The following is a 20,139-nucleotide window of genomic DNA, read 5'->3' on the forward strand; positions in this document are numbered from 1 at the left end:
GGAGCCCGCGTCGCCGTCCACGCGACCCGAGCCGGAGGCGAACGGTGAGTCCACGCCGAAGGGCCCCGAGCCATGACCGGCCCGCCCGACCTCATCACGGTGCTGCTGGTCGAGGACCACCGGGCCGTCGCGGAGGGGCTGTGGGCCCTGCTCGACGACTACGACGACCTGACCGTGGTCGGCTGGGCCGACTCCGTCGCCGAAGCAGTGCCCATGACGGAGCAGCTCTCCCCGCAACTGGCGCTGATCGACTACCGGCTGCCCGACGGCACCGGCGCCGACGCGGCGGCCCGCATCCGCGCCCACAACCCCACCATCGCCGTCGTCATGCTCAGTGCGGACACCAGCGACGACGCCCTGCTGGCCGCGGTCGAGGCCGGCGCGAGCGGATACCTGCTCAAGTCGGCCGGCGGCGACGAGATCGCCACAGCCATCCGCGCGGCGGCCGCGGGCGAGACCCTCATCCCCGCCCGCACCCTCATGGAAGTCCTCGCCCGCCACCGCGAGACCACCCGGGTCTCGGCCCGGCAGACGGAACGCCTTCAGAGCCTGACCAGCCGGGAACAGGAGATCCTCGCCCTCATGACCCAGGGCCTCGACAACCGGGCCATCGCCGACCGCCTCACCATCACCTACGCCACCGTACGCACCCACGTGCGCGGGATCCTCGAGAAACTCGAGGCGCGATCCCAACTGGAGGCGGTCGCCAAGGCCGCCGACTGGGGCTTCCGCCCCGCGCAACCCGACCCGCCCGACCCAGGAGCGGCGTCGGCAGCGGACGCATCGTGACGGCGTGACGGTTCTCCGCACCCTTGGAAAGCTCCCGCCCAATCAATGGAGCGGGAAGGAACCGGTCGTCCACCGGGTTCCAGGCGTGTCATCCCTCCTGGATCCGGGGTGGTGCGTCATCGACGGGATGGACGAACAGCCGCGCGCTCCGTCGCCTCGTGCGCCGGAGGACCCGGCCTTTGGCACAACCGGCGTCAGGTGGGCTTCGTCAAGCTGCTCGTCGGCCCTGCGAGCGGGCACCTCCTGGGCGCCCCCGTCATCGGCCCCGAGGCCCCCCGACCCTCAGCCAGTCGCTGATCCAGGCTGCACACTTCGGCCTCGACGCCCGTACGATGGTCCGCAGCCACTATTCCCGGGACGCGTGCGGTACGCGCCGACTCCGCTTGCCCCAGCGGTACGCAGAATCACCGCGGCCGATGACGACGGCACCGCGCACATCGGCTACTACGACCCGGCCCCGCTCTTCACGGCCGTCGACGCCAAGCTCGCCGACGGTGGCAAGCAGATGGCCATGGCAGCGGAGAAGATCGCAGATGGCGCGGCGAAGTAGCTCCGCAATCCCCTCTCCGGCCCGTCACCAGCCGACGGGTCGGCACCCGGCGCGGGCGGCGGCCGAGCTGCTGCTGTCCGGTGTGGTGCTGGCCGGGGCGACGGCCGCCGGTGCGCTGCTGTTCGCCGCCGCCGAGGGCGGCTACGACACCCTGCCCAACCTGGCCCGCCAGGTCGGAGTCCCCGGCGCGATCGCCGTCGTCATCGCCCCCCTCATAGCGCTGCTCGTCAGCGGACCCCGTCTGGTCCGGGCAGTGGGGGTCGGCGCGCTGGCCGGGATCGCGGGGACGGCAGTGCTGGAGCTGGTCCGAGAGATCGGCTTCAGGGGCTTCGACGCCATGCCCGGCGACATCGCCATGCTGATGGGCGTGCTGCTGAAAGACCAGATCATGCAGGGCCCCGACACCGCCTCCAACATCGCCGGCTGGACCTACCACGTCTGGAACGGCGCGATGTTCGGCATCACCTACGCCGTGCTGCTCGGCGGCTTCCCCTTCCGTAAACGCGGCGGGGCGATGGCCGGGGTGCTGATGGGCTTGGTGTACGGCCTGATGCTGGGCGTCGGCTTCCTGGGCAGCCCGGTGCCGAACGCGGTCGGGGCCGGGGAGTGGGGCGCCGACATGTGGCCGAAGTTCCAGATCACGGTCCTGCTGGCGCACGCCGGGTTCGGCGCGCTGGCCGGCTGGCTGGTCCACCGCCTAGGCAGCCGCATCGCCCCGCTGTGGGAAGTCACCCTGGAACTGCTGCCCGGCCGTGGAAGGGCGGCGGGGCAGTGAACGATGCCGTGGTGCGGGACGTTGCGCCCGGACCGTGCCACGGCATCGTGGGGTGAAGGGGATCGCCTCCGGTGGACCGGCTGTCGTCACCGCTCACCCGACCGGTCCGCCGGGGCCCGCCCCACGCCGGTGGAAGACCCGACGGGCATGGGGTCTTCCACCGGAACCCGAGGAGGCCGGCCACCTCCTCTCGTCCGGCCGACTCCACTCGGCCCCCGCTCCTGGGACGGCGGTCGCCTTGAGTGCGCAGCCAGAACGAGAGGGATTGCCTGTCCATGACACCCTCCGCACGCCACGCGGGCACTCCGCCTCCGCTCGCCGGGCTCGCCGGCCCGTCGGCTGATCAACTCCGGTACGCGGCCTGGGTGGCCCGGTGCGTCGGCGGTGGTCGCCATGCCCCTCTCAGCAGCCGGGATCTGAACGTTCTGGCGGATACGCTGCGGCCAGTCGAGGTCGGGGCCGGCTCCGTCGTGACCACGGCCGGTGCCGCGCCGGACGGTGTGTGGCTGCTGCGTGAGGGCCGCGCCGAGCTCGTGGTCGGTTCGGGTGTACGCCAGACCGTGGTACGTGTCCTGCGCGCCGGAGACGTCGACGGCGACATCCAGTTGTTGCTGGGCATGGCGCTGCCGTACGCGACCAGGGCCCTGGACCCCTGCACCTTTCTCCATCTGCCCGCCGCCGACTTCTCCCAGGTGCTGGACCGTCACCCGGCCCTGGCCCGGCGCTGGTTGACCTCCATCGCCACCCGGCTCGCCCGCGCCCAGGCCCGGCTGGTCGCCCAGCTCGGCGCGAGCCTGCCGCAGCAGACCGCCCGACTGCTGCTCGCCGAGGCCGAGGACGGCGCGGTCCACCTACCGCAGCGCACCCTGGCCGCCATGCTCGGGGTGCGCCGCCCTTCCCTGAACAGGGTCCTCAAGGACTTCGAGCAGCGGGCCGTGCTGCGCCTGGCCTACCGCACCATCCACCTCACCGACCCCGCCGGGCTGCGACGCCTGGCCGCTTCAGCAGGGTCGACACGGAGGCGAAGACCATGACCGTGTCCGAGAACGGCAAGGTGATCCGCACTCTGCCCGTCTCCGTCGGCAGACCGGGCTTCGACATCTGGAACGGCACCATGGTGGTCCTCGACAAGGTACCCACCATCCGCATGGACTCCAGCACGGTCGGCATCTTCGGCCCGGAGGCCTACGACCTCGGCTCGGTCAAGTGGGACGTCCACCTCACCCCCTCAGGCACCTACGCGCACGCGGCACCGTGGAACGAGGGCAAGTTCGGCCGCGTCAACGCCAGTCACGGCTGCATCGGCCTGAGCACGTCGGACGCGCGGTGGTTCTACGAGCGCGTGCGGCTCGGCGATCCGGTCACCGTGGTCAACTCCGCCTCCGACACGGTCGCCGCCAACAACGGCTACGGCGGCTGGAACGTCGACTGGGCCACCTGGCGGGCCGGCAGCGCACTCGCCTGAGACGAGGCGGCAGAGCATGTCACGGAATGAGGCAGCGCCCCTCGTCCTGACGGGCTCGGCGAGGCCCGTGCCGATGACTCACGACGCTCAGACCGCCTCCTCCGCCGCAACCGCCGGTTTCCGGGTGGCTGCCCGCTTCGTGTGGCGCGCGAGGGCACGCATGGCCAGGGCCCCGAGCACCGGGCCGGGCGCGAGCGCGAGGAAGGCGAACCGCCAGCCGGTCTGGTCGGCGAGCACGGGTACGAGGTTGATGGTCACGACGGTCAGTAGGAAGCCGATGGCGGTCTGGGCGGTCAGGGCGGTGCCGGTGTACCGCTGGTCGGCGACCTCGCTGAGCACGGTGGAGAAGACCCCGGAGTCGGCGATCACCGCGGCGCCCCACACCAGCAGCGCCACGACCCGGACGGTCCAGGGCGCCGTGAAGATCAGAGGCGAGAACGCGCAGCAGGCGCCGCTGACGACGAGCGCGGTACCGGCGGTCGGCGCGCGGCCGTAGCGGTCGGCCGCCCAGCCGCCCAGCAGGCAACCGGCGGCACCGGCGAGGCCGATCACGGCGAAGGCCACCAGCCCCAGCACCGCCCGCGACGGGGCCGGCGCCCCGTCGCGGGCGGTGCTGGCCAGCAGGAAGGCCGGCAGCCAGGTCCACAGCGCGTACAGCTCCCACATGTGCCCGAAGTAGCCGAGGTTGGCCAGCAGTGGCCCCCGCTCACGGAACATCTCCACCGCGTAGCGAGGCCGGTGGCGCGTGCCGCCGCCCGCCAGGTGCGGGCCGGGGCGCACCAGCAGCACGGCGAGTACGGCAGCCATGACGCCGAGTGCCGCGGCGGCGGCCAGGACGCCCTGCCAGGGCAGACCGGACAGTCCATTGATCAGCTGGGGCAGCGCGGACCCCAGGGTCAGCGCCCCGACCAGCACACCGAGGGCGAGGCCGCGCCCGGCGCTGCGGAACCAGGACGCCATCAGCTTCATCCCGACCGGGTAGACCCCGGCCAGGCACACGCCCACGAGCAGCCGGAACGCCACTGCCGACAGCAGGCCGTGGGCGAACACCGGCACCGCGAGCGTCGCCGCGGCGGCACCGAGCGCCCCCACCGCCATCACGCGCTGCGGGGCGATGCGGTCCGGAAGGTTCAGCACCGCCGACGTGACCGCGCCGATGACGAATCCCACCTGCACCGATGCCGTCAGCCACACCGCCTGGGCACTGCCGATGTGCCACGTCTCGCGCAGCGCCGGAACCACCGCGGAGGCGGAGAACCACATCGCCATGCCCAGCACCTGGACGAGTGCGATGAGGGCGAGCTGCACATGTCGTGCGGGCACAGGCATCGGCATCCCCTGGATCGTTCTGACGTGCGGCAGGTCCACACACGGAACCCGCAGGAGCACACACCGCATTCCAGATTCCAGCACTCCGCGCGTCCGGGTGGATCCGTCACCGCCCTGCTCAGCCCTGCCGTCTCTGCCATGCGGGCTCCGGCTCGCGGGTGCCCTCCGACGACGCCGCTCCAGATCGCGCGCAGTACGGGTGCTTTCCTCCAGGGCGGGCTCCTCACGGGCGTGCTCGCCCGGCGCGGGCCGCTGGTGACAGCGTGAGGGAGGGGGCTCGCCTTCTCCCCTCCCTCACATCCTGGGGAACCCGTGAGGCGCGGTTCGAAGGGTCCTGGCTCAGAGGGCCGGGAGAGGATCCGGCTGAGCACGCCGAGGCGGCCGTAGCCGCCGTAGTAACCCCAGTAGTAGCCGCAGTTCGAATGGCGCGAGTAGGAGCCGTTCCAGTAGGAGCACTCGCCGTAAGGACGCTCGGAGATGACCGTGTGTGCCGGGACCGCGGTGGTCGCGGCTGACGCCGTGCCGGATCCGGCAACGACGGCCCCGGCGGCCAGTACGGTGGCGGCGGTGCCGAGTGCGCCACGGCGCAGAAGGGGCGAACGCATGGGGATGTCCTCCTTCGTGTCGGAGCCGGCGTCCGCCGCCCACACTGCGATTCCATGTCATGCGGTGGGCGCCCTGATTCCCGGGAGTATCAGCCGGGTGATCGCACTGTCAGGCAGGTGACACAACGCGGATGACCGGGTCGGCGACGAGGACTCACGGTGGCACGGCAGCTCCGGCCCCTTCGCGGGCTGCTGCGCATGACTCGCGTGTTGTCAGGCTGTTCCCGCCGGGGGCGGCGGGAGGCGGCGGGCCGGCGCCCCGTCTGAAACCGCGTCACCTGGCGCCCGGACAGTCCGCCTTCCGGCAGGGCATGGTCCCGGGCGGCGTCCGGATCGTGCGCAGCGGCTGGCTCGAACTGGTGGCGGGCACGAGGAAGGACCGGCGGTCGTGGGGATGCTGGAGCCCTGCGGCATCGCCGGAGATGTGCCGCTACTCCTGGGACGGTCGGTCGCCTGCATGGCCCCGCGCCTTGACCGATGCCGAGGTCGGCTACCTGCCGACGGCCGGGTTCCTCGCGCTGTCGGCGGCAACCCGTCGCAGGGGCGCGACCCTGGTCTCCGAGGTCCTGCGCGAGGCCCGGCACCGGCCCGAGCGGTTGCCGACGGCGCTGGCCGCGGCGCGGTGGATCGCGGCGTCCGGCGGCGGGCGCGGCAGGCGACCGATGCTCCCCGGACCGGGTGCCCGGCACCGGATGGGACCGCCCCCGCCGTGAAGGAGGCCCCCGATGCTGGACGGCTTCCTCTGCTTCCGGGGCCGCGTCGTACGGCAACAGAGCTCCGTCAGCGCGACGACCGTGCTTGTCGGTGCGGGCGGGCGCGACGGGTTTCCTGCTGAAGAACGCGGAGGCCGACGAGCTGCGGCACGCGGTGAAGGACGTGGCGGCCGGGAGGACATGCGTCTCCAGCGCCGTGGTCGCCCGCCTGGTCGACCAGGTCATCGGAGGCCCGGTGCGTCTGACCGAGCGTGAGGCCGAGGTCCTGGTCATGCTCGCCCGCGGGAAGGCGAACAAGGAGATCGCGCGCGAGCTGTGCATCGGGCAGCAGACCGTGAAGACCTACGGCAGTCGCATCTTCGACAGGCTCCGGGTGCACAGCCGCACCCAGGCGGCCGCACAAGCCCTGCGATCCGGGGCTCCAGCCGGTTTCGAGCACCGGCAGGGCGGCGCGGATCAGTGGGGTGTCCAGATTGAGATCCGCCTCGTAGGGCGGGTTCCACCGGGCGGGACTGATGGCCAGCGGCCGGCAGCGCTGCCACGAACTCAGGATGGTGCCGCGCGGGCCTCCCACGATCAGCTCACCGGACAGGAACCGCTCACGGGCCCGCGCGGTGACCCGGTCCGAGATCGGCCCATACTTCGGCCACGAGGATCACTTCCCTCGGCGGGCTGCGGAGACCGCCGCGATGCCCTTGCCACGGGCTGCGACGACTTGGGATGGGGTGGGTGGTTGCCTGGGCGAGGGCCGGCTCCCCGCCGACGGGTTCGGGGGATTCCCGGAGGCGGGCGGCCAGCTGGGAGGTCCCTCGGTCCTCTGAGGCTCTGGTGGTCCGAGGGACGGTGGCTGTGTCGACGGTGACTGTGTCACCCGACGAGATGGGCGAGTTCCGTGAGGTTCTCCGCCGTGAGGGCGGGGCTCGTCAACGAGCGGGGGTAGACGGCATCAGGGACGCCGCGCCTCAGCCAGGCTCCGGCCAGTCCGGCCCGCTGGGCGCCGTCGATGTCCCAGGGATGGACGGCCACCAGCAGGGCCTCGTCGGGACGGACCCCGCAGTGCTCGGCCGCGTAGTGGTAGGCCCGGGGGTCGGGCTTCCAGCGTCCGGGGCCGGTGACGTCCCACAGCGCCTCGAAGCAGTCCCGGATGCCCGCCCGGGTGAGCAGCCTGTCGGTCAGTGCGGCGCTGCCGTTGGTCATCGTCACCAGCCGGTACCCGGCCGCGCGCAGCGCCCGCACCCCCTCCACCACGTCGGGATGCACGTCCAGCTCCGCGAACCCCTCCACGACATGGTGGGCGGCGTCGTCCGCGGCCGCGGGGTCGAGCGTCCCAGCCAGCAGCCAGCGGAGGCTGTCGCGGGCCAGGAGGGCGAAGTCCGCGGGGCCGCCGGCGGCGGTGAGCGCGAACCCGTCACGGAGGATGCCGGCGAACCACAGGGGCAGCAGGTCGGCGGGCGCGCCGATCTGCTCGAAGCGGTGACGCAGCGGCGCGAGGTCGCTGAGGGTCTCGTTCACGTCGAAGACCAGCACCGATGGGCGGTTCTGCGACATGCCGCCGTCCTCTCCTGCCATGGTTCGGTCGGGAACGCGTCGGCGCCGGGTCACTCCTCCCAGGCGCGGTGGGCGAACATCCCGTCCACCGGGGTGTGGAAGAGGTGGTTTGCGTAGTTACTGATCGTTTTGACCGAGACGGCCAGCAGGATCTGCAGGATGTCCGTCTCCGTGTACCCGGCCGCCAGGAAGGCGTCGACCTGGGCCGCGGTGGGCAGGCCGCGGCTCTCGACGAAGGCGGCGGTGAAGGTGGACAGGGCGTCCAGGCGGGCGTCGGGCAGCGGCTTGCCGTCGCGGAGGGCGTCGGTGACCTCGGTGGGGACCTTGTTCATGTCGGCGATCGCGCTGTGTGCGGCGACGCAGTAGGTGCAGCCGTTGACCCGGCTGATGGTGAGCAGGATGATCTCCTGCTCGGCGGGGGTGAATTCGGAGTTCTTGCGGAATGCGTTGTAACCGCCGAGGTAGGCGTCCAGCAGGCCGGGCACGTTGGCCATCCGGGCGTACATGTTGGGGATCATCCCGGTCTGTGCCTTGGCCTTGGCCAGCGCCTCGGCGACGGCTGGGTCCGGGTCGGCCTCGGTGCGGGCCGGGAGGGAGAGGGGACGCTCGGTCTGGGCCATGGGAGTGCTCCTCATGCAGGTAGATGTGCGATGTCTCCGGAGCGTGGATCACGCTCCGAATATTTATGGAGTGGACACTCCGGAATGATTCCGGATCGTACACTTCAGAAGTGGAAATGCAAGACGACCGATCCGTTCCCGCGCGTCGCGGCCGCCCGCGGTCGTTCGACCTGGACGCGGCCACGGCGGCGGCGCTGCGCGCGTTGTGGGCGAAGGGGTACGAGGCGACGACGGTGGAGGACCTGGCGGCGGCCACCGGACTGTCCCCGTCCAGCCTGTATGCCGCGTTCGGCAGCAAACACGGGGTGCTCCAGGCGGCTCTGGGCCGCTACGACCGGGACCGTGACGAACTCCTGGGTCCCCTGGAGCACGGCACGGCGGGCCTCGACGACCTGCGCGGCTTTCTCGACCGCATCCGCCGCGGCGTGCCCGAGCCCGGCAGCCCCGGCTGCTTCATGGTGAATACCGCCACCGAGGTGGCGCCCCGTGACGAGCGGATCGCCGAACATGCCCACCGTTACCGCGAGCGCGTACGTGACGCCGTCGCCGCCGCCCTTCGGCGGGCAGCCGACCACGGGGAGCTTCCGGATATGGCGGCCGAGGAGATCCTGGACAGGGCACGGCTGATACAAGCCGCCCTGTACGGGGTCCAGGTCGCCGCACGCAGCGGCGCGACCGAGGAGGCGCTCGCCACCGTCGCCGCGCTGGAACGCCAGATCGAACGGTGGTCGGTCGCCCCAGCGGCCGCCTGACTGGAGCGGCGGAGACCCGGGGCGGGGTCGGCGCCGTAACGTTCTGCGGCTCACAGGGGGAAGGCGCGAAGGGGCACGGTCGCCTCCTTCCAAGGCGTGGGGGCTCCTCGTCGGTCGGATGGGAAACCCGGGCCGGCCCGTGGGCATGCCAGGACTGCGGACCTGGGGACCCGCGGGAGGCTGAGGTGTACCGCTGCCCGTACTTCCCCAGGCGCCTCGTGCTTGCGGACATGCGATTCCACGCTGGGTCCCGCCCGGGAGAACGGACGCCGGACTTCGACCTGCTCACCGCGGACGGGGGCCGGATTACCGGTCGGACTTCGTCGGACGGAAAGTGATGCTGTCGGCCATGGGGTCGGTGAACTGCCCGATGACTGCCGCCGCACATCGCCCGCTCAAACGGCTCAATCGGCGGCATGCTGCACGGCGTTCTCGATCCCGAGCCGAACGCCACCCATCGCATGGACAGGGACAGTCGTGTCGCCTTCCGCCTCCTGTGATCCGACGACCGCGAACCGGTGTTGCACCGGGCATCGGCCGCGGTCGTGGCCGCTCGGTCCCGGCCCCGGCAGCGCGGCACCGGCGGCCACTGATGCCCATGCTGCTCGGCGACGCCGAGGACACGTCGAGTGCCGACGCACACGCGCGGCCGGGGTCACGGCTCGTGTGTCGCGCGGCGCAGTTCGGCTCCGTCCAGGATCAGGATGCGCCGGTGACGCAGACAGACCAGCCCGTCCCGTTCGAACGCCCGCAGCACCCTGTTGAGGGGGGGGACGCGGCACCCCCAGCATGGCAGCGAGCGTCGACTGCGGGAGCGCCACGACCTTGGCGCGGGCCTCGCCGAGGAGCAGTGCGGCGACGCGGCGATGATGCCGAACTCGGGGGGAGAAGTAGGCGATGGCGGCGGGGAGTTCACCGGACTGGGACTGGGACTGGTACCAGCGGTCGCCGGTCATGTAGTCGTTCAGGCCGTCGGTGACCGACATCACTTGTGGGCACAGTCCGGGCCGGCCGATTCTCACGCATCGGCCGACGTCCCCCGGTGGGTGGGCCGTCCGGCCATGCCGCCACCGCCGGCGCCCACTCCGCCGCGTGGATCCCGCGCACTGCGGCCCTGGGTGGTGAACCGCCCGTCCCGCAGCTCGAAGCGCTCGGTGGGCGAGCAGCCGACCGAGGGGGTGATCAGCAGGCTGACGGCGACGGGCGCGGGGTCGGTGCTGGCCGTGGAGAACTCGCAGATCGCGCCCCGCCCGGTGAGCGGGAACCAGAACCAGCCGTCCATGGCGCCGACCCGGACCGAGTCCGTCAGCACGAACCGGCCGTCCTTGCGGACGAAGGCCTTCAGGCGGACGGAGGCTGCCAGTGGGTCGTCGGTGGACCGGATCGCGGTCAGGGTGAACTTGACGTTCTCGTCCGCGTCCAGGACCGAGGAGGCGATCTGTCTGGACTGGGCCGTTTGCCCGGCCGCTGTCCTTCCGCCGTGGGTTTCGGCTTCGGCGGTCTCGACGGGGGCGGCCAGCACGGCGACGGTCGTCGCGGCGGTGGCCAGCGCCGCGGCGCCGCGTACGAGAGCCCTTGCTTGTATCGCCACTTCTTCCTCCTTGTTGCCTATGTGCACGGTGGTTCATGATCGACAAGGGAAAATCAGATTCGGCCAGGGTCCGCCACCGACAGCAGCACCAGCTCTGTCAAGGTGTCCGCCCCCGATTGCGCCGGGGAGTCACCGCCGCCGCAGGCTGCCGCGGAGACCGTGCTCGCGAGGCCACCACGGTGGTCCTGTGCGTGGGTGCAGCCACAGGTACGCGCCACCAGACCGTCTCCCGTGATGGTGGGTGACTTCCCTCCTCCGATTGTTGGCTCCACTGACGAGAGGTCCGCAAACGGAGTGCATCCAAACGGCTACCCTCGGCGGCAAGTCGGATACAAATCATTCATATGGGTAGAAAGATGGCAGAAACGTCGGCGAGGAACGACCATGGCCTGTGGCCGGTCGGGTGCTCCAGCCGTACCGCCACCTGCCGTCCCGCATCCCATATCTCGTACGTCGCACCTCGTACGTCGCACCTCGCGCCTTGTACGTCGCACGCCCGTATCACCCTCGGAAGTTCTCATGGCCAGGCACACCAACGTCCCCCACGGCACACGCCTCATCGCCGGCGCCGCCGTGCTCGCCGCCGTCCTCAGCACGGCCACCACCGCGGGAGCCGCCGCGCCAGGCGACCAGCCCCCCACACCGACACCGACGATGGTCGCCGTCAAGGCGGAGTTCGTGCCGGCGAGCGCGGCGCCCGAGGCGGAGGCGGTGACCTACGACACGAAGCTGGTGCCGGAGGGGAGCCGGGTCCAGGTCATGGAGATGGCGCACGGCAAGGGGATGATGCACGACAACGACATGCCCGACAACGAGGCCACCCGCGTGCTGCTACGGGTGAACGACCTCGTCGCGAACCGCGCCTACGGTGCGCACGTCCACACCGGTCCGTGCGGCGAGCGGCCCGACTCCTCGGGCCCGCACTACCAGAACGAGCAGGACCCCGAGAAGCCCTCGGTCGACTCGAGGTACGCCAACCCGGAGAACGAGGTGTGGCTGGACTTCACCACCGACGAGAACGGCACCGGGAAGGCCGCGGCCCGGGTCGACCGGCAGTTCCGTGAGGGAGGAGCCCGCTCCGTGGTGATCCACGAGTCGGCCACGGCCACGCAGGACGGCCGTGCCGGAATCGCGGGCGATCGGGTTGCCTGCGTGAACGTACCGTTCGAGTAGGCGCGTCCGGGGCCGCACGGCCCGGCGCGTGGTGGGAGTCATCCGCTCGTTCGGTTCGGGCTGATGAGCAGCAGGGCGATGTCGTCGCTGCGGGGGGCGCGCTGTCCGGCGTAGTGGACGAGGGAGTCGGCAAGAGCGTCGATGCTGTGGTGCTCGGCCTGTGTGAGCTGCCCGGCGAGGTCGTTGATCGCGTCTTCGAGGTCGGCACCGGGGGTCTCGACGAGTCCATCGGTGTAGAGGGCGAGCAGAGCGCCGGGCGGCAGGGGGATCTCGGTCGTCGGGTACGTCGCCGCCGGGTCGATGCCGAGCAGGAGGCCGGTCGGCAGGTCGAGAACCTCGGCGCGCCCGTCGGGGTGGCGCAGGATCGGTGGCAGGTGGCCTGCGGTGGCCAGGTGGCCGCGGTGGTGCACCAGATCGAGGTGGGCGTAGAGGCAACTGGTGAACAGGCCGGGATTGAGGTCGGTGAGCAGGCGGTTGGCGCGGGCGAGGACGTCGCCGGGGGGTGCGCCGGCGGTGGCGTGGATGGCGGTCCGGACCTGCCCCATGAGAGCGGCGGCCGTGATGTTGTGGCCTTGGACGTCGCCGATCGCCGCGGCGGCGGCCGTGGGGTCGAGGGGGATGAGGTCATAGAAGTCGCCGCCGATGTCCATACCTCGTTCGGCGGGAAGGTAGCGGGCGGCCGCCTCCAGGTCGGGAACATTGGGCAGTGCGTGGGGCAGAAGGCCGGCCTGGAGGCCCTGGGCGAGCCGGTGCTTGGCGTCGTAGAGGCGGGCGCGGTCCAGGGCCTGGGCGATGAGCCCGGCGGTCGAGATGAGGACGGCGCGCTCCTGCGGGTCGAAGGAGTGCGGCCGGTCGTAGGAGAGGACCAAGCAGCCGATGGGGTGACCGGAGGCGATCAGCGGCAGAAAGGCCCAGGCTTCCTTCTTCGTCAGTGCCGGGATGCCGGGGTACATCTGTTCCATCTCGTCCGGGGACGCGAAGAAACTGGTCACGCCGTCGGCCAAGGCCCGGGCAGCCGGGGTCGGCGGGTCCGACAGGCGGGCGCCGTCGAAGTGGTCGACGACCTCGGTGCTGTAGCCGCAGTGGCCGACGACCCGCAGACGGTCGTCCTGGGCCATGAACATGATCAGGCCCTGGGCATCGAAGGCGGGCATGATCTCGTCAGCGGCCTGGTCGACCACGTCCTGGACCCCTACGGCCTCGGTGAGCGTGGCGGCCAGGCGCATCAGGTGGTGGAGCGCGGGCGCGGGCGCCCGGACCGGAATCGCGGGCGCGGTGTGACGCGTTTCCTGAGCCTCGTCAGCGGCGGGGGTGATGCGGACGCTGATGCCGCGGGCATCCGCGTGGAGGTGGAAGGACAGCCACTGGTCCGGTGGGCGCAGGACGGTGAAGGACGCGGGTCGGCGGCTGATCACCGCGGCCCGGTGGCGGTCTTCGAAGAGAGCCTCGTCCAGCCACGGCAGTGCCTTCCACGGCAGAGATCCCAGTAGGTGGGGGATGTCGGTCTTGAGGAGGTCGGCGGCTCTGGCGGTAGCGAAGGTGATCCGGCTGTCCCGATCGAGCGCGCAGCAGCCTTCGGGCAGCCGTTCGGCGAAATCGACCGCGGCCAGAGCACCGGCCGGTGCCGGTGTGCGGGGAGCAGGCTGGGACAGCACGTGCGGTTCGGAACCGGGCACGACCGGGTGGCCGCCGTTGGCGGCCTGCTGCAGCAGCAGGCCCAGGCGGTGGCAGCCGGAGACGATCGCATCGTGTTCGTACTCGCTCAGCCGAACCGGGCGCGATCCCGGCCACAGCAGCACGAGACCTCCCCAGACGACGGTGCCGGTGGTGATCGGCGCGGCGGCCATGGCGAAGGGGCAGGAAAGCAGGAGCGCCGCCCTCGGGTAGCGGTACGCCGCCTCTTCCTGGCTTCCGAGCCACACCAGGCGCCGTTCACGTACGGCGTCGGCCACGGGGACCGGCGACGTCACCGTGTATCGCGCCCACGGCGCGGCGATCTGCCGGGGAACCCCGCTGATCATCGCCAGCCGCAGCACCCGCTCGCCCCGTGGCAGCAGGTACACCAAGCCGACGCAGGCTCCGGTCTCCTGCACGACCTGTGCCGCGGCGGCGGCCGGCAGCCGTGCACCGGAGCCCTCGGCGGGGCCGCAGTCCACAGGGTGTCGCACTCCCTCAATCTTCCTCTGCGACAGTGGACGTGGCATGCCAGGATGCCCGGTCACTTTCTGTGCGCACCCCCGTTGGGGGCACTCTTGGGCCTTCTTCGGCCTTCCGTCACGCGGCTTCCCGCTGGTGGCGTTCTCTCGGGCGGCGCCTGTGCATCAGCCCCGCCATCCGCGCCACGGCGTACACCGGGGGTGCCGCCCTGCGGAAGTCGCGCCGTGCGGTGGGGCCCGCCATGTCCAGTGTCCGGTCCATCTCGGCGATGCCGTGGAGCATCGGCACCACATGCCCCTGGCGCTCGCCCACCGGAGACAGGCCGGACAGCACGTCGGCCAGGGCCTCACGCAGGACGGCCTCGCGGTCGTCTGACCACAGCTCCCGGAAGGCGACCCGGCCGCGTGCGTCCATCAGGTAGGCGGCGTTCGGCTTCGCGTCGAGCCGACGGTGCAGGGTCCCGTCGATGGTGTCGACGGCGACGGGCCAGGGCAGCGCGTCGCGCTCCTTGAGGTCGCGGGCGTGGGCGATCTTGCGTTCGAGTCGGTCCGGCTGGGGGTAGCGCTCACCGGGATGGGCCTCGCGCACGTAGAGCGTGACGAACGCGACCCGGTCCCGGAACTGCGCGTAGAGCCGCTTCAGGGCGCGGTCGGCGGCCGTGGTCATCGGACAGGTCACCGAACCCATGGTCAGCAGCAGGGGAACGCGGCCGGTGAAGTCCGACTTGGCGATACGCCCGCCGTCCACCGTGGCCAGGTCGAAGTCCGGCATCTCCTCGCTCGGACGGGGCCCGGCCCGGAACCGCATGCCCTCCCTCATCAGGTGGGTGTCGAAGTGTGGATATCGGTAGGTCATGCCACCTGGGTTGCCCTTGCGGGACGGAACAAACGGGGCGGGCCGGTACGGCAGTGAAGCTGGGCCGCTGAGGCCTGTGCCTGGCCGGGTGCGGGGCTACTGGTTGTTCTGCGGCTGGTCGGGTTGGTCGGGCTGTTGCTGATTCGGGTCCGGTTGGTCGGGTTGGTCGGGCTGCTGGTTCGGATCCTGCTGGTCGGGTTGGTCGGTCGGCTGCTGTTGGTCAGGGGTCGGCTGATCGGTTTGGTCGGGCTGTTGCTGGTTCGGATCCGACTGATCTGGTTGATCGGGCTGGTCGGATTGATCGGGCTGTTGCTGGTTCGGATCCGACTGATCTGGTTGATCGGGCTGGTCGGATTGATCGGGCTGCTGCTGACTCGGATCCGGCTGGCCGGTCTCGGTGTCATAGTTCGTGAGCACCTCGACCTCGTTCGAGGGGACGGAGATGTTGCCCGCTTCGTCGACCGCCCTGACCGTGAAGCTGTACTCGGTTCCGGGCTTGAGGTTGGAGATACGTGCTTCCCGGCTGTCCGGGGTGAGTTCCTGGACCGGCTTGGCCACGTCCTCCTGGAAGATCTGGTATCCGGCGATCTCGACGTCGCCCTTGGGTGGCTCCCAGGCCAGCTCCACTGTGCTGGTTGCGGTTGCCTGCCCCTCCAGCCCGGCCGGCGGAGCCGGAATGACCTTGTCCTTGTTTTTCCCACCGCGGTTCCCGCGGCCGTTCTTGCCGACCGGACGCTCGATCCAGGTGCTCTTGCCCTCGTCGACGAGGAAGACCTCCGTCAAGGGACGGGGCGCCGGGCCGACCACGACGGCGCGCTTCGGGCCGTAGCCGTGCCACGCGCGGCCCGTGTGGCGTGCGGCACCCTTCAGCGGCTCCGCCGGCGTCAGGGGGTTGCCGCCTGCGCAGCGGACGCGGGGTACTCCAAGGTCGTCGATCAGGACCGCGGTGCCGGACTGCAAGACCGCGGGAAAGCTCTTGGCCTTGCCGTCCACGAGGCCGTAACCGGTGACCCGGGTGTCCTTGCGCAGCACCACCGAGGTGAGGGAACGCAGGTATGCCGGAAGGAGGGGCACTCCCATACCCATGGCCTCGGCGAAGGCTTGCTCCGTCGCCTTGTTCCCCTCGAGAAGCCGGATCTGCTTCTCCACATCGCAGCTGTCGGTTCCTCTCGTCCCGCCGTAGAGTCCGGCGTCCGATCCCTTGGCGGACCGGTGGTCGGCCGGCTTGGCAGGAGGGCGCTCCCCGGGGGTCGGAGAGTCGGCCGGGGCGGGCAGCCGGGCAGGCGCGGTCGCCGTCGAGTCGGTGAAGGGATCCGGCCCCGGCTCCGCGACGGACAGCAGCACCAGCCCCGTCGAGGTGTCCGCCGTCGACTCCTCCTGGGGGGCTCCACCACCACAGGCAGTCACAAAGCCCATGACCGCAAGGGCCACGACGGCGGTGGCCTTGTGTACGGGGTGAGCCGCAGGCGTACGCGCCACCAGATCGCCTCCCAGGATGTTCGGTAGCTTCCACCCCGATTGTCAGCTCCACCGGCGAGGTGTCCGCAAACGGAGAGCACCCATACGGCTACGTTGCGCAAGCGAATTCTGGTCGGTCCCGATCCCCATGCCCCTGTCATGATGTGCGGCGCGGCTGCAACCCTGACCCGGGTACCGGCCGTCGTCCGGGCTATGGCGCCGGTCATCTCTCTGGTCATCGACCGGGCCGTCGTCCGTGTCCACCGTGCCAACGCCGGTTACGTGAAGACGGGCGTCCCGGCTTTCGGCGACGCGCAGTACGTCACACGTCGCAGAGGGAGCGCGCCGTAGGTCGCAGCGCGAACCGGAGCGCGTATTCCTCGTGGTCCTGCTGCCGTCCAGCACGACCCGCACTCCTGAGCACCTCGGCACCGTCGCGCAAGTGAGCGGTTTCGATCTCGTTCACGAGCCGGGACAACACGCTCCGGTGCCGCTGACGGACAGGAAACACGGGCGTGGTCCATCACGCCGTCACTTCCACCGGCGGACTCTCGCGAGTCGAGGGGAGTTCGGGTGCGAAGCCCGTGCCCGTCACCGGCGTCGACGCCGCGTACGGCGCGCTGTCGCTCGCTGTGCGCGGCCCGGAAGCCGGGAATGGTGGGACCGGGCGGAGTGAGCGGGTGTCGGCTTGCAGGGTGCCGGACAAACGTACCGGCAGGTCTTCGGCGGCGACGGTGAGGCTCCGGGGCCTACATCTCCGCGGTGACGTAGTCGCGGAGCCAGGAACGGAAGTCCGGGCCCAGGTCGTCGCGTTCGCAGGCGATACGGACGACCGCCTTGAGGTAGTCGAGGCGGTCGCCGGTGTCGTAGCGGCGTCCCTCGAAGACGACGCCGTGCACCGGGCCGCCGACTGTCCCGTCGGCCGCGAGCCGGTGCAGGGCGTCGGTGAGCTGGATCTCGCCGCCGCGGCCCGGCCCTGTCTTGCGCAGGACGTCGAAGACCGTCGGAGCCAGGACGTAGCGGCCGATGATGGCGAGGTTGCTGGGGGCGCCCGCGGGCTCCGGTTTCTCGACCAGGCCGGTGACCCTGACGACGTCGTCGTCCGCGGTGGCCGAGACGGCCGCGCAGCCGTACAGGTGGATCTGCCCGGGATCGACCGCCATCAGCGCGATCACGCTCCCGCCCCGGTCCGACTGGACCTCGACCATGCGGCGGAGCAGCGGGTCGCGCGGGTCGATCAGGTCGTCGCCGAGCAGGACGGCGAAGGGCTCGCGGCCGACGTGCGCCGCGGCACACAGCACGGCGTGGCCCAGGCCGTTGGGGTTGCCCTGGCGGACGTAGTGCACGGTGCCCAGGGAGTCGCTCTCGCGCACCTTTGCCAGGCGGGCGCCGTCTCCCTTGCGGTCCAGGACCGACTCCAGTTCGTGGTTGTGGTCGAAGTGGTCCTCCAGGGGGCGTTTGTTGCGGCCGGTGATCATGAGGATGTCGGCCAGGCCCGTGGCGACGGCCTCCTCGACCACGTACTGGATCGCAGGCTTGTCGACGACCGGCAGCATCTCCTTCGGCGTCGCCTTCGTGGCCGGGAGGAAGCGGGTGCCGAGGCCGGCTGCCGGGATGACAGCCTTGGTGACCGTGAGGCGCGAGTGATTCATGGGGAGTCCTCAGCGTTTTCGTAGAGGGCACCGTATGTCGTCGGGGAGCGGTTGCGGACTCAGTGGTTCCTCTGTGCAGTGTCGCCCGAGCACTTCGATTTGTCCTGCCGGCTTGAAGCGTTCGGGTCTGCCCGGCGCTCTGCGTGTGCGGAAGTAGCGGCAGGAGTCGGCCGCTCCTTGTGGCCGGGGGCAGGTAACGCCGTCGGCGGTGTCACCGTCACCACCGACCGGGCCCTCCACGACCGCGACAGCGGCCTCGCCGCGGGCACGCACCGGCTGAACGGCACGTAAGCGCTGGCCTTCGTACGCACCCGGCACGGCATCGGAGACGGAAGCGACCTCGACCGGATCGGCCTGCAACAGAAATTCGTCCTGGTGCTGCTCGCGGAGATCAGCAGACAAGGGGTGCTGATCAGTCCTGCCCGGCTGTACGGCATCGCGGACGTGGCGACCAGGTCCCTCACGACCGACTCCGGTCTGGGGTCCGTCACCGGGTTCGCGGAGTTCGCTGAGAGCCTGACCGGGCTCGACCCCGGTGCCGTGGACACGCTGACGATGCCGGTCGCCTACGACAGCCGGGACCCCAACCGCGTCGTCGCGGCCGAACCGCGGCGGCACGACTGTGGGAGGCACTTCGCGAAGACTGGGCGGCGCCCCCGTCCGTGCGGACGTCGCCGGCGCACGGGGGCGACGGCCACGCCGACAGGTGACGGGAGCTGTTCCGTCAGGTGTTTTCGGGCGTCCACCCGGGCCTGTGGACGGGCCCTGATGGAAGTGGACCGGGTGTGTGTTGCCGCAGTGGACCCGCGCCCTTTCGGTTGTGCGAGGTGCTCTGTCGGATCGCGGCACTGCCGTGGGCGAAAAGGGAATTCCTGGCGAACCGAGCCGGGTTTCCCCTCCGTGCACTGCTGCGTCGTGCCGCGCCCGGATTCTGATCCGGGCCGCGCGGTCGGAGTTCCCGAGGGGATCGGGAGTACGACATGGGCATCACGACTCTGTCCCTGAGGCGGGCAAGATTCTTCCCCGGAGCGTGTGGAGCCGCTCCGTCATGCCGTTCCGTTCGACGCGAGCGCCGACTGTCGGCGAGCCGCGGGCGCACGGCGACTCTCTTCGCTCTGGCGGCTGGAGCGTACGTGGCCGTCTTCGTGGGAGTGCTCGCCGGGTCGCCCCTGTTGGAGTTCGACTGGCGCCTGGCCCTGTGGCGACCGTACAAGCAATGGCCGCAGCTGCGGGGGCTCCTGGATGTCCTCGTCGTCGCGGGGCAGCGGGGCCCGACGGCGACGGTGGCGGTGGCCTGGCTGGGGTGGCGCTCCTGGCGGAGTAGGAACGCGCGTCCGCTGCTGGTCTTCCTGACGGCCATGGCGCTGCTCAACGTGAGTGTGGGGGTGGTCAAGCTGGGCACGGGACGTCTGGGGCCCAGCTACGCGCATGCCATCGGCTCCACCGAGTTCTTCCGGGGCGGGGACATTTTCCCGTCCGGTCACACGGCCAACAGCGTCGTGATCTGGGGGACGCTCGCATACCTCGCCTCGCATCACCGTCGGACGGCGACCGTGGCGGCGGCACTGGCCGCCGTGGTGGTGGGTCTGGCCACTGTCTACCTGGGCACTCACTGGTTCAGCGACGTGCTGGGCGGCTGGGCGGCCGGCGCTCTCGTCATGCTGGCCCTTCCGCATTGCGAGCCTTTCGTCGAGCGTATCCGGGTATGTCTCAGCGCTCTCTGGGCTCGCCTGGGTGCCGGGCCGGGTCCGGGGGTGGTTGCGAACACCGGGGTGTCGGCGGACTGTGGACGCCGTGGGCGGGACGGTCCGGGCGGGGCGATGGCCACGCCCGGACCGTCCCCCGCCGGTGCGGCAGAGCCGGGCACCTCGTACCGTGCCTCGGCATCGCGGCAGGTGAGCCCGGCTGCGGCTGCGGTTGCCCTCCATCCCCGGGCATGGAATGAGCGCGGCCCGCCGCGGGTTTCCGATAAGTGGTAATCGTTCGCCATGTTCCCTGTGTGTCTGGGATCGGTGAAATGAACGCCCGGGGCGATGCCGACCGCTCCGGTCTCGGTGTGCCTACCGCCGGAAAGCTGCGGTGGCACGGTGAGCCGGTGCTCGACAAT

At 71.0% G+C, this 20,139-nt stretch carries 18 protein-coding genes and 2 pseudogenes; 11 read left to right on the forward strand and 9 right to left on the reverse strand.

All coding sequences use genetic code 11. The features are described from left to right. Positions 1–72 precede the first annotated feature (72 nt). The 5 genes from AQJ91_RS43645 (at position 73) to AQJ91_RS43665 (ending at position 3,579) form a co-directional block, all read left to right on the forward strand. On the forward strand, positions 73–789 hold the full coding sequence (locus tag AQJ91_RS43645; RefSeq protein WP_067034274.1) for a response regulator: 717 nt from the start codon (positions 73–75) through the stop codon (positions 787–789). Between the two features lie 361 nt (positions 790–1,150). Beyond that, positions 1,151–1,339: a hypothetical protein gene (locus AQJ91_RS43650; RefSeq protein WP_067034277.1), complete on the forward strand. Its 189-nt coding sequence runs from the start codon at positions 1,151–1,153 to the stop codon at positions 1,337–1,339. After that, complete coding sequence (locus tag AQJ91_RS43655) at positions 1,323–2,114, forward strand: hypothetical protein (RefSeq protein WP_079085650.1); 792 nt, start codon at positions 1,323–1,325, stop codon at positions 2,112–2,114. Before AQJ91_RS43650 ends, AQJ91_RS43655 begins: the two co-directional genes overlap by 17 nt. 275 nt (positions 2,115–2,389) lie before the next feature. After that, on the forward strand, positions 2,390–3,148 hold the full coding sequence (locus AQJ91_RS43660) for a Crp/Fnr family transcriptional regulator (RefSeq protein WP_067034280.1): 759 nt from the start codon (positions 2,390–2,392) through the stop codon (positions 3,146–3,148). Further along, positions 3,145–3,579, forward strand: a complete 435-nt coding sequence (locus AQJ91_RS43665) for a L,D-transpeptidase (RefSeq protein WP_079085651.1) — start codon at positions 3,145–3,147, stop codon at positions 3,577–3,579. Before AQJ91_RS43660 ends, AQJ91_RS43665 begins: the two co-directional genes overlap by 4 nt. Before the next feature lie 87 nt (positions 3,580–3,666). Here AQJ91_RS43665 and AQJ91_RS43670 read toward each other — a convergent pair whose 3' ends face one another. Continuing rightward, positions 3,667–4,908 (reverse strand): MFS transporter, encoded by a 1,242-nt coding sequence (locus AQJ91_RS43670; RefSeq protein WP_067034443.1) that lies wholly within the window; start codon positions 4,906–4,908, stop codon positions 3,667–3,669. A 1,075-nt stretch (positions 4,909–5,983) separates the two neighbouring features. Between AQJ91_RS43670 and AQJ91_RS56925 the strand changes: the two genes are divergently transcribed. Together AQJ91_RS56925 and AQJ91_RS56930 are read left to right on the forward strand one after the other, a co-directional pair. Then, on the forward strand, positions 5,984–6,226 hold the full coding sequence (locus tag AQJ91_RS56925; protein WP_234383398.1) for a hypothetical protein: 243 nt from the start codon (positions 5,984–5,986) through the stop codon (positions 6,224–6,226). A gap of 271 nt (positions 6,227–6,497) precedes the next feature. Further along, the gene (locus tag AQJ91_RS56930) at positions 6,498–7,088 is read left to right on the forward strand and encodes a response regulator transcription factor (protein ID WP_234383401.1); all 591 of its coding nucleotides are present in this window, start codon (positions 6,498–6,500) and stop codon (positions 7,086–7,088) included. A 5-nt stretch (positions 7,089–7,093) separates the two neighbouring features. Here AQJ91_RS56930 and AQJ91_RS43690 read toward each other — a convergent pair whose 3' ends face one another. Together AQJ91_RS43690 and AQJ91_RS43695 are read right to left on the reverse strand one after the other, a co-directional pair. Beyond that, positions 7,094–7,774 (reverse strand): haloacid dehalogenase type II, encoded by a 681-nt coding sequence (locus AQJ91_RS43690; RefSeq protein WP_107122704.1) that lies wholly within the window; start codon positions 7,772–7,774, stop codon positions 7,094–7,096. Between the two features lie 50 nt (positions 7,775–7,824). Beyond that, positions 7,825–8,394: a carboxymuconolactone decarboxylase family protein gene (locus AQJ91_RS43695; RefSeq protein ID WP_067034294.1), complete on the reverse strand. Its 570-nt coding sequence runs from the start codon at positions 8,392–8,394 to the stop codon at positions 7,825–7,827. A 116-nt stretch (positions 8,395–8,510) separates the two neighbouring features. Here AQJ91_RS43695 and AQJ91_RS43700 point away from each other — a divergent pair, with 116 nt between their 5' ends. Then, positions 8,511–9,146: a TetR/AcrR family transcriptional regulator gene (locus AQJ91_RS43700; protein ID WP_067034297.1), complete on the forward strand. Its 636-nt coding sequence runs from the start codon at positions 8,511–8,513 to the stop codon at positions 9,144–9,146. Between the two features lie 844 nt (positions 9,147–9,990). Here the strand turns inward: AQJ91_RS43700 and AQJ91_RS58610 are convergent. Next, positions 9,991–10,120: pseudogene (locus AQJ91_RS58610) on the reverse strand (DUF3417 domain-containing protein); the annotation flags it as partial. A gap of 44 nt (positions 10,121–10,164) precedes the next feature. After that, the gene (locus tag AQJ91_RS43705; protein WP_067034300.1) at positions 10,165–10,737 is read right to left on the reverse strand and encodes a hypothetical protein; all 573 of its coding nucleotides are present in this window, start codon (positions 10,735–10,737) and stop codon (positions 10,165–10,167) included. A 519-nt stretch (positions 10,738–11,256) separates the two neighbouring features. On the opposite strand from AQJ91_RS43705, the gene AQJ91_RS43710 reads away from it, so the two are divergent. Beyond that, positions 11,257–11,910 (forward strand): superoxide dismutase family protein, encoded by a 654-nt coding sequence (locus AQJ91_RS43710; RefSeq protein ID WP_067034303.1) that lies wholly within the window; start codon positions 11,257–11,259, stop codon positions 11,908–11,910. 38 nt (positions 11,911–11,948) lie between these two features. On the opposite strand, the gene AQJ91_RS43715 is transcribed toward AQJ91_RS43710, so the two are convergent. The 4 genes from AQJ91_RS43715 to galU all read right to left on the reverse strand — a co-directional run bounded on the left by AQJ91_RS43715 (position 11,949) and on the right by galU (position 18,032). Then, entirely contained in the window at positions 11,949–14,087 is a 2,139-nt protein-coding gene (locus AQJ91_RS43715; RefSeq protein ID WP_407697048.1) for a SpoIIE family protein phosphatase, read from the reverse strand. A gap of 97 nt (positions 14,088–14,184) precedes the next feature. Next, complete coding sequence (locus tag AQJ91_RS43720; RefSeq protein WP_067034309.1) at positions 14,185–14,922, reverse strand: peroxiredoxin family protein; 738 nt, start codon at positions 14,920–14,922, stop codon at positions 14,185–14,187. Between the two features lie 96 nt (positions 14,923–15,018). Next, positions 15,019–16,338, reverse strand: a complete 1,320-nt coding sequence (locus AQJ91_RS43725; RefSeq protein ID WP_324618057.1) for a fibronectin type III domain-containing protein — start codon at positions 16,336–16,338, stop codon at positions 15,019–15,021. 791 nt (positions 16,339–17,129) lie between these two features. Continuing rightward, the gene (galU, locus tag AQJ91_RS43730; protein ID WP_067034315.1) at positions 17,130–18,032 is read right to left on the reverse strand and encodes a UTP--glucose-1-phosphate uridylyltransferase GalU; all 903 of its coding nucleotides are present in this window, start codon (positions 18,030–18,032) and stop codon (positions 17,130–17,132) included. 195 nt (positions 18,033–18,227) lie between these two features. On the opposite strand from galU, the pseudogene AQJ91_RS56935 reads away from it, so the two are divergent. Together AQJ91_RS56935 and AQJ91_RS43735 are read left to right on the forward strand one after the other, a co-directional pair. Further along, positions 18,228–18,742, forward strand: a pseudogene (locus AQJ91_RS56935) (LCP family protein); the annotation flags it as partial. Between the two features lie 423 nt (positions 18,743–19,165). Next, entirely contained in the window at positions 19,166–20,011 is an 846-nt protein-coding gene (locus tag AQJ91_RS43735; protein ID WP_067034319.1) for a phosphatase PAP2 family protein, read from the forward strand. Positions 20,012–20,139 lie beyond the last annotated feature (128 nt).

Source organism: Streptomyces dysideae (assembly GCF_001514305.1).
GTDB lineage: Bacteria > Actinomycetota > Actinomycetes > Streptomycetales > Streptomycetaceae > Streptomyces > Streptomyces dysideae.

Bases quoted from the DNA above. Each gene is read 5' to 3' on its own strand.
- AQJ91_RS43645 (WP_067034274.1), top strand. From the start codon at position 73: ATGACCGGCCCGCCCGACCTCATCACGGTGCTGCTGGTCGAGGACCAC.
- AQJ91_RS43655 (WP_079085650.1), top strand. From the start codon at position 1,323: ATGGCGCGGCGAAGTAGCTCCGCAATCCCCTCTCCGGCCCGTCACCAG.
- AQJ91_RS43660 (WP_067034280.1), top strand. From the start codon at position 2,390: ATGACACCCTCCGCACGCCACGCGGGCACTCCGCCTCCGCTCGCCGGG.
- AQJ91_RS43665 (WP_079085651.1), top strand. From the start codon at position 3,145: ATGACCGTGTCCGAGAACGGCAAGGTGATCCGCACTCTGCCCGTCTCC.
- AQJ91_RS43670 (WP_067034443.1), bottom strand. From the start codon at position 4,908: ATGCCTGTGCCCGCACGACATGTGCAGCTCGCCCTCATCGCACTCGTC.
- AQJ91_RS56930 (WP_234383401.1), top strand. From the start codon at position 6,498: ATGCTCGCCCGCGGGAAGGCGAACAAGGAGATCGCGCGCGAGCTGTGC.
- AQJ91_RS43690 (WP_107122704.1), bottom strand. From the start codon at position 7,774: ATGTCGCAGAACCGCCCATCGGTGCTGGTCTTCGACGTGAACGAGACC.
- AQJ91_RS43695 (WP_067034294.1), bottom strand. From the start codon at position 8,394: ATGGCCCAGACCGAGCGTCCCCTCTCCCTCCCGGCCCGCACCGAGGCC.
- AQJ91_RS43700 (WP_067034297.1), top strand. From the start codon at position 8,511: ATGCAAGACGACCGATCCGTTCCCGCGCGTCGCGGCCGCCCGCGGTCG.
- AQJ91_RS43710 (WP_067034303.1), top strand. From the start codon at position 11,257: ATGGCCAGGCACACCAACGTCCCCCACGGCACACGCCTCATCGCCGGC.
- AQJ91_RS43720 (WP_067034309.1), bottom strand. From the start codon at position 14,922: ATGACCTACCGATATCCACACTTCGACACCCACCTGATGAGGGAGGGC.
- AQJ91_RS43725 (WP_324618057.1), bottom strand. From the start codon at position 16,338: ATGGGCTTTGTGACTGCCTGTGGTGGTGGAGCCCCCCAGGAGGAGTCG.
- galU (WP_067034315.1), bottom strand. From the start codon at position 18,032: ATGAATCACTCGCGCCTCACGGTCACCAAGGCTGTCATCCCGGCAGCC.